Genomic DNA, 7433 nt, shown 5'->3' on the forward strand with positions numbered 1-7433 from the left:
GCCAAACTCAGGTGGCTCGCAGTAGGTTGAGTATTGTCGGACAGCCTCCTAGCAACACCCGCACAAGGAACCCGCAGTGAGCACAGCCAAGCCCTTTGTCGACCTCACCGATCAGCTGCCAGACCTGGTGCTGGACCTGAAGTACTGCTCCAGCGACAACTTCATGGGCACCCCTGTAGACGGTTACGAGGCCCCCAGGGCCTGGCTCACCGAACCCGCTGCGCTGGCACTGGTCGGCGTACAGCGCGCTCTGGCGCGCTTTGATCTGGGGCTGAAGATATTCGATGCGTATCGGCCACAGCGGGCGGTGGACCACTTTATCCGCTGGTGCGACAGCCCCTGCGAGGCCGCACTCAAGGCGCGTTACTATCCCAGCCTGGAAAAAGCCGAACTGTTTAGTGAAGGCTACCTGAGCAAAAGCTCCAGCCACAGCCGCGGCAGCACCGTCGACTTGACCATAGTGTCGTTGAATAGCGCCGATGATCGAACCGCAGAGCTGGATATGGGCACCATCTTCGACTTTTTCGGCCCCGAGTCCTGGCTCGACTACGACCGCCTGCCACTTCAGGCCCGCGCCAACCGCCTGCTGCTGCAACAACTAATGACCCGCGCAGGCTTTATACCCTTCCATCATGAATGGTGGCACTTCACCCTGCGCGACGAACCCTATCCCCATACGACCTTCGATATTCCAATCCGGTAAACCGGCAGCTTTCAGCTGCTTTCCCCTTGCCCCTCGCCCCTGCTCTTACCTTCCCCCTGCTTTTCCCTAGCCCCTAGCCCCTTTAACCTTGCCCCTGCTTTTCCCTCGCTCCTCGTACCTCGCCCCTCGAACCTGCTCTTCCCCCCTGCTTTTCCCTTACCCCTTGATGTTCTGTGGATTTGACTCCATATACTGAGCCATAACTGGTTGATTCCAACCTCAGGAGGCTCCATGCGACCCGACAAATTTACCTCCAAACTGCAGGAAGCCCTGTCCGACGCCCAATCCCTTGCGGTCGGCCGGGACCACAACATGATGGAACCGCTGCATTTGCTGGCGGCCTTTATCGAGCAGACGGATGGCTCCATCCGGCCACTGCTCAGCCGCGCCGGCGCCAATCTGCAGACCCTGACCAAGAAGCTCGGCGAAGCGCTGGAACGGCTACCCCAGGTCCAGAGTCCAGATGGCGAAATCCGCCTGTCCCAGAACATGGCGCGCCTGTTCAACCTCACCGACAAGCTGGCCCAGCAGCGCGGCGATCAGTACATCGCCAGCGAACTGATACTGCTGGCCATGTTCGATGACAAGGGTGACGCCGGCAAACTGCTGCGCGAAGCCGGTATCAGCAAACCCAAACTCGAAGAGGCGATCAATCAGATGCGTGGTGGTGAAAGCGTGCAGGACCCCAATGCCGAGGAATCCCGCCAGGCGCTGGACAAATACTGCATCGATCTGACCGAGCGGGCCGAGTCCGGCAAGCTGGATCCGGTCATCGGGCGCGACGAGGAAATCCGCCGCACCATTCAGGTACTGCAGCGCCGCACCAAGAACAACCCCGTACTTATTGGCGAACCCGGCGTCGGCAAGACCGCCATCGCCGAAGGCCTGGCCCAGCGCATCGTCAATGGCGAGGTGCCCGAAGGCCTGAAGCACAAGCGCGTGCTGTCGCTGGATATGGGCGCCCTGATTGCCGGCGCCAAGTTCCGCGGCGAGTTCGAAGAGCGCCTCAAGGCACTGCTGAACGAACTGGCCAAGCAGGAAGGCCAGATCATCCTGTTTATCGATGAACTGCACACCATGGTCGGCGCCGGCAAGGGCGAAGGCGCCATGGATGCCGGCAACATGCTCAAGCCCGCCCTCGCCCGCGGTGAACTGCACTGCGTGGGTGCCACCACCCTGAACGAATACCGTCAGTACGTTGAGAAGGATGCCGCCCTTGAGCGCCGTTTCCAGAAAATCATCGTCGATGAGCCAAGCGAAGAAGACACCATCGCCATTCTGCGCGGCCTGAAAGAGCGCTACGAAATTCACCACGGTGTCGACATCACCGACTCGGCCATTATCGCCGCAGCACGCCTGAGCCAGCGTTACATCACCGATCGCCAGCTGCCCGACAAGGCCATAGACCTGATCGATGAAGCGGGCTCACGCATCCGCATGGAAATGGACTCCAAACCCGAGGACATGGACCGGCTGGATCGACGCCTCATCCAGCTGAAGATGGAGCGTGAAGCGCTGAAGAAAGAAACCGATGATGCCTCACGCAAGCGGCTGACGGAGCTGGTACAGAACATCGACAAGCTGGAGCGGGAATACGCCGACTTCGAAGATATCTGGAAGGCTGAAAAAGCCATTATGCAAGGCTCCCAGCATATCAAGGAGCAGCTGGATCAGGCCCGGGTCGAAATGGAACAGGCCAAGCGTGCCGGCGACCTGACTCGCATGTCCGAGTTGCAGTACGGCCAGATTCCGGAGCTGGAAAAACAGCTCGCCGCCGCCGACCAGCAGGAGCCCAAAGCCACCACCCTGCTGCGCAACAAGGTGACCGAGGAAGAAATCGCCGAAGTGGTGTCCCGCTGGACCGGTATCCCTATCAGCAAGATGCTGGAAGGCGAGCGGGAAAAACTGCTGCGCATGGAAGAGGCGTTGCACCAGCGCGTTATCGGCCAGAATGAAGCTGTGGTCGCTGTGGCCAATGCGGTACGCCGCTCCCGCGCAGGTCTGTCGGACCCCAACCGCCCCAACGGCAGCTTTCTGTTCCTGGGCCCCACCGGCGTCGGCAAAACCGAACTTTGCAAAACCCTCGCCAACTTCCTGTTCGACACCGATGACGCCATGGTGCGCATCGATATGTCCGAATTCATGGAAAAGCACTCGGTGGCGCGCCTGATAGGCGCACCTCCAGGCTACGTCGGCTACGAGGAAGGCGGCTACCTGACCGAAGCCGTGCGCCGCAAACCCTACTCGGTGCTGCTGCTCGACGAGGTCGAAAAGGCGCACCCGGATGTATTCAACATTCTGCTGCAGGTGCTGGAAGATGGCCGCCTCACCGACGGCCAGGGTCGCACGGTGGATTTCCGCAATACCATAGTGGTTATGACCTCCAACCTGGGTTCAGACCTGATCCAGAACTTCAGCGACGATGACGACTACAGCCTGATGCAGGCCGCGGTCATGGAGTCGGTCAGCGCGCACTTTCGCCCCGAAGTCATCAACCGCATCGATGAAGTAGTGGTTTTCCACAGCCTGCGCCGTGAACAGGTGGCCGGCATCGCCGAGGTTCAGCTGGATCGACTGCGCAAGCGCCTGGCCGAACGCGACCTGACCCTAAGCCTCACCAGCACGGCGATGGACAAGCTGGTCGAAGTCGGTTTCGAACCCATCTACGGCGCTCGGCCGCTGAAACGCGCCATCCAGCGCTGGATCGAAAACCCGCTGGCCCAAAGCATCCTCGCCGGCGCCTACCCGCCGGGCCACGAAATCGCCGTAGACGTGGAAGCCGGAGAATTCAGCTTCCGCTAAACGCGGCGAGGTGCGAGGTGCGAGGTGCGAGGTTAAAGGGCTAGGGGCTAGGGGCTAGATTAAAGCGACAAGCAAAAAGAAGGGCCGCTTCTGCTTTTGCTCCATCTTTTCCCTCGCTCCTCGCCTCTCGCACCTCTCTTTTTCCTAGCCCCTAGCCCCTCGAACCTAGCCCCTATCTTTTCCCTCGCCCCTATCTTTTACCGCAGCAGCCTTGCCCCATAGAGCAGGATCACCGCACCCAGGGTCGCGGTGATGATGGAGCCCACAAAGCCGCCGCTGCGCACACCCAGAAAATCAAACAGCAGGCCGCCGACTACAGCGCCGACTATACCCAGCACTATATTGCCGACCAGCCCGAAGCTGCGCCCCTTCATGATGGTGCCCGCCAGCCAGCCGGCGATAGCGCCAATCAGCAGAAAAACCAGAATGCCCATGCGCCTACTCCCTTTAAAATCGAATCAGGCCCCAGTATACACAGCCGGCGTATCCACGACCGCGCCCGAATCTTGTCATTCAGAATTGGGCGCGATACTGTGCTGTCGGGAATAACCGTCATACTGCAGGCACCTTGCCTTTAAGGGAAACCCCATGCGCGTATTGCGATGGCTGAAGCTACCCATTTGGCTCGCTCAGATAGCCACCTCTGCAAAATCATTCAAAGACAACCCCATCCTCGGCAGCGAGACCCTGAACCGGTATGGCTTGCATGCCTGGCGCAAAAAGGTGGCCTGCCAACTGGCAGACTGGCGTCGCTCACGCCTGGCCGGCGCTGTGCTGCCACAGGAACACAGCGAGTTTTGCGCCAACGGCTTTATCCTCAAGCAGAATCTGCTTGGCGACGAAGAATTTGCGGCCCTGCGCCAGGAAGTTTATGGCTACAGCGGCCCCATGCGGGAGATGACGCAAGGCAATGCGGTCACACGCCGCGTCCTGCTGGATCCATCGACTCTAAAATCGATGCCAACTCTGGCGCGCCTGCTGCGCAGTCCCCGCTGGCAGGGCCTGATGCATTACGTCAGCAGCTATCGCATGGAACCTGTGTACTACATCCAGGCAATCCTGACCCAAATCAGCGACGCACCCGATGATCCACAAACCGCGCTGCATATGGACGCCTTTCACCCCACGATGAAAGCCTGGTTTTTCATGGACAATGTCGAGGCCGACCAGGGCCCTTTCACCTATGTACCCGGCTCCCACAGGGCAACCGCCGCCCGGCTGGCCTGGGAACAGCGTAAAAGCCTTAGTCTGGGCCAGGGTGACAACAGCCTCTCGGCCCGCGGCTCAATGCGTATTCTCCCGCAAGAACTCGCAGAGCTCGGCCTGCCGCAAGCCCGCCCGATGGTCGTGCCCGGCAACACCCTGGTGGTGGGTGATACTGCCGGATTCCATGCGCGCGGGCGAAGCCTGAAACCCTCTGTTCGAGTTGAGATATGGGCCTACGCCAGGCGTAACCCCTTCCTGCCCTGGCTCGGCCTCGACCTTTGGTCCTTGCCATTTCTGCGCGGACGTCAGGTGCGGCTATTCTGGTGGTTCCTGAGCCTCAGAGAGCAGCTGGGCGGCAAAGGCAACCCTTGGCGCGCCGTACAACGCGACCATATAACCGCAGAAGTTGCGGGTCCATGCGCCTGAAAGTCGCGAGGCATTTAATATGAGTGCCAGCAAACACCGCTGGCAGAGCCTGCTGAACCGGCTTTGCAAACGCAAACCCCAGGCGCTCATAATGCTGGGTATCGACACCGGCTGCCACCGCTGGCACGCTGCATTCAATGAGGGAAGCGCCTACCGGATTCACGCCTTTATTGATGACGAGCCCTGGAACCACCGCACCCGCATTGGCGATGCATCGGTGCAGTACCCGAGCGAGCTGCTGGCGCTGCTGCAAAAGCACCAGGCCTGCGCCCTGGTGCAGGTAGAAGGCAACGCCCAGCCTGTTATCGAGGCTACAATGCTGGATGAAATCGCCCGCCTGAATATTCCGCTACTGACGCTGTCTGCACAGCTGCCACCGGATCCCGCCGGCGCCATCAATAGGCTGCTAAAGGAAACCCCATGACTCCAGCCAAGGCTTTCCATGCCCATGTTTACTTCGATGCCCAAACGCAGCAGCAGGCGACCGAACTGTGCCAGCAGGCCGGCGAGGCGCTGGGACTAAGGGTGGGTCGCGTACACTGCAAGCCGGTTGGGCCCCATCCGCGCTGGAGCTGCCAGCTGTCGGACAGTATCGACAATTTCGGCACCACCCTCACCTGGCTGGCCCAGCACCGCAATGGCCTGACCATTTTCTGTCACCTGGTAACGGACGACGATCTCAAAGATCATACCGACCACGCCATCTGGATGGGCGCCATGCTGCCACTGGATCTGAGCATTTTTCAGTAACGGTTAATTCAACAAGGCCGCGCGCCCGTCCAGCTGCTCAGACCAGTCGCGCCGGGTCATCACCTGGCCCCGCAAGCGCACCTCATGCAGGGCGGCAAAGTCCAGTTCACACAGCAGCCAGGTCGACTGCTCGCTGTTTTCCGATACGCTCTGGGCCAGCACGCCATCGTCCGGCAAGCCGTAATCCGGCGGCAGATAGAGCGCCGCCCGGCCTGTATTGATATCGAGCGCCGGCGACCAGGGCGCCAGGCCCGCAGTCGGCGCCTGCAGCACCGCAATCTGCCCCTCCAGCGCCCGCGCCTGGCAGCCAATGCGCACACGGTGAAAGCCTGCGCGGGTATCGGTGCAGCTCGGCGCCAGAACCAGATCGACGCCAGCCTCAGTGAGCGTGCGCCCCAGCAGCGGAAATTCGTTGTCGTAGCAGATCAGTATGCCGACTCGACCAAAATCTGTTTCAAACACACGCAGACCGGAACCTTCGCCAATCAGCCATTGCTCGCGCTCGAAACGCGTCATGATCAGCTTGTCCTGATACCCCGCCAGGCCTTCGGGGCCAAACAGCCAGCAGCGGTTACGGTAGATGCCATCGGCATCCAGCACCGCCACCGACCCCGGACACAGCCAGATCCTGTGCTCCCGGGCCAGGGACTCACACAACGCCAGCCAGCGCGGAATCAGCGGCTGCAGCTGCGCGATGGACGCCTGCAGATCAGTGCGCACCGCCTCAGGCAACTGCCCACTCAGCGCCATGCCGGCATATTCAGGCAATAGCAGCAGGCGCGCGCCCTGGCCCACCGCATCGGCCACCAGCGCCCGCAGATGGGATTCGTAGCTGTCCCAGTCCGGCAGCAACTCGATGGCATATTGGCACGCAGCAAGGGTAACGCGACTCATGCCAGCGTCCTCAGCCAGAACGACAATGGCTTGAGCGACTCGCTGTCCTCGCCTATATCTTTCCAGCTCAGCTGGGTGCGTAGCTGTGGTGTGTGGCTATAGCCCCGCTTGTGCCAGAACCCGATCAGCGGCACATAGTCCGCAGGGCGGCGCGGATGATCCTCGTCGCGCTCCACCGCGCAAAAGGCACAGACACTTAGCCCCAGCGCCTTGGCGTGGCGCTCACGTTCGGCAAAAAAACGTACCCCCAGCCCCTGACCGCGATACTGCGGCAACAGTACCGACTCACCAAAATAAAAAATATCCTCAATGGCGTGCCCGGCTTCCTCAAAAGGGCGGCGAAACGACTCGGCCTCATCCGCCAGCGGCACGCCTGTAGCCACACCCACCACCCGCTCGCCATCCAGCGCCAGCACAAACAGGCTGCGAGGCGACGCCGAATAACGGCTGATATAGTCGCGCTCGTAATCCAGATTGCCCTCGTAAAGGTACGGAAAGGCACGAAACACGCTGATACGCAGCCGCGCCAGATCTGCCACATAGGGCCCTATTTCAGCCCCACAAATGACCTTGATCTGCACAGGCCCAGCCTGCGTCGATGTGCTTTGCATGTCACCCTTCTCCTCTGTCCATAGGAGGCTGTCCGACAATA

Annotated in this window: 8 protein-coding genes; 5 read left to right on the forward strand and 3 right to left on the reverse strand. The window is 60.7% G+C overall.

Annotated features, from left to right (window positions below):
* The first annotated feature begins 76 nt into the window (after window positions 1-76).
* Window positions 77-703, forward strand: a complete 627-nt coding sequence (locus MPRO_RS02545; protein ID WP_067286567.1) for a M15 family metallopeptidase — start codon at window positions 77-79, stop codon at window positions 701-703.
* A gap of 231 nt (window positions 704-934) precedes the next feature.
* Entirely contained in the window at window positions 935-3505 is a 2571-nt protein-coding gene (gene clpB / locus MPRO_RS02555; protein ID WP_067286569.1) for an ATP-dependent chaperone ClpB, read from the forward strand.
* A gap of 197 nt (window positions 3506-3702) precedes the next feature.
* Here clpB and MPRO_RS02560 read toward each other — a convergent pair whose 3' ends face one another.
* Window positions 3703-3939 carry a GlsB/YeaQ/YmgE family stress response membrane protein gene (locus MPRO_RS02560; RefSeq protein ID WP_067286575.1) on the reverse strand — a complete coding sequence of 79 codons (237 nt, stop codon included), beginning with the start codon at window positions 3937-3939 and terminating at the stop codon, window positions 3703-3705.
* Between the two features lie 154 nt (window positions 3940-4093).
* On the opposite strand from MPRO_RS02560, the gene MPRO_RS02565 reads away from it, so the two are divergent.
* The 3 genes from MPRO_RS02565 to MPRO_RS02575 are packed head-to-tail and all read left to right on the forward strand — an operon-like array spanning window position 4094 to window position 5887.
* Window positions 4094-5137 carry a phytanoyl-CoA dioxygenase family protein gene (locus tag MPRO_RS02565; RefSeq protein ID WP_067286578.1) on the forward strand — a complete coding sequence of 348 codons (1044 nt, stop codon included), beginning with the start codon at window positions 4094-4096 and terminating at the stop codon, window positions 5135-5137.
* Window positions 5138-5156: 19 nt separating this feature from the next.
* Window positions 5157-5561 (forward strand): hypothetical protein, encoded by a 405-nt coding sequence (locus MPRO_RS02570; RefSeq protein ID WP_067286579.1) that lies wholly within the window; start codon window positions 5157-5159, stop codon window positions 5559-5561.
* Window positions 5558-5887 carry a DOPA 4,5-dioxygenase family protein gene (locus MPRO_RS02575; protein ID WP_067286581.1) on the forward strand — a complete coding sequence of 110 codons (330 nt, stop codon included), beginning with the start codon at window positions 5558-5560 and terminating at the stop codon, window positions 5885-5887. Before MPRO_RS02570 ends, MPRO_RS02575 begins: the two co-directional genes overlap by 4 nt.
* 3 nt (window positions 5888-5890) lie before the next feature.
* Here the strand turns inward: MPRO_RS02575 and MPRO_RS02580 are convergent, their stop codons facing one another.
* Both MPRO_RS02580 and MPRO_RS02585 read right to left on the reverse strand, forming a co-directional pair.
* The gene (locus MPRO_RS02580) at window positions 5891-6781 is read right to left on the reverse strand and encodes a carbon-nitrogen hydrolase family protein (protein ID WP_067286583.1); all 891 of its coding nucleotides are present in this window, start codon (window positions 6779-6781) and stop codon (window positions 5891-5893) included.
* On the reverse strand, window positions 6778-7392 hold the full coding sequence (locus MPRO_RS02585; protein WP_067286586.1) for a GNAT family N-acetyltransferase: 615 nt from the start codon (window positions 7390-7392) through the stop codon (window positions 6778-6780). Before MPRO_RS02585 ends, MPRO_RS02580 begins: the two co-directional genes overlap by 4 nt.
* Between the last annotated feature and the right edge of the window lie 41 nt (window positions 7393-7433).

It is taken from the genome of Marinobacterium profundum (assembly GCF_001528745.1).
Lineage (GTDB): Bacteria > Pseudomonadota > Gammaproteobacteria > Pseudomonadales > Balneatricaceae > Marinobacterium_A > Marinobacterium_A profundum.

Excerpts from the sequence above, each read along its gene's own strand:
- MPRO_RS02560 (WP_067286575.1), bottom strand. The coding sequence starts at position 3,939 with ATGGGCATTCTGGTTTTTCTGCTGATTGGCGCTATCGCCGGCTGGCTG.
- MPRO_RS02565 (WP_067286578.1), top strand. The coding sequence starts at position 4,094 with ATGCGCGTATTGCGATGGCTGAAGCTACCCATTTGGCTCGCTCAGATA.
- MPRO_RS02570 (WP_067286579.1), top strand. The coding sequence starts at position 5,157 with ATGAGTGCCAGCAAACACCGCTGGCAGAGCCTGCTGAACCGGCTTTGC.
- MPRO_RS02580 (WP_067286583.1), bottom strand. The coding sequence starts at position 6,781 with ATGAGTCGCGTTACCCTTGCTGCGTGCCAATATGCCATCGAGTTGCTG.
- clpB (WP_067286569.1), top strand. The coding sequence starts at position 935 with ATGCGACCCGACAAATTTACCTCCAAACTGCAGGAAGCCCTGTCCGAC.
- MPRO_RS02575 (WP_067286581.1), top strand. The coding sequence starts at position 5,558 with ATGACTCCAGCCAAGGCTTTCCATGCCCATGTTTACTTCGATGCCCAA.
- MPRO_RS02585 (WP_067286586.1), bottom strand. The coding sequence starts at position 7,392 with ATGCAAAGCACATCGACGCAGGCTGGGCCTGTGCAGATCAAGGTCATT.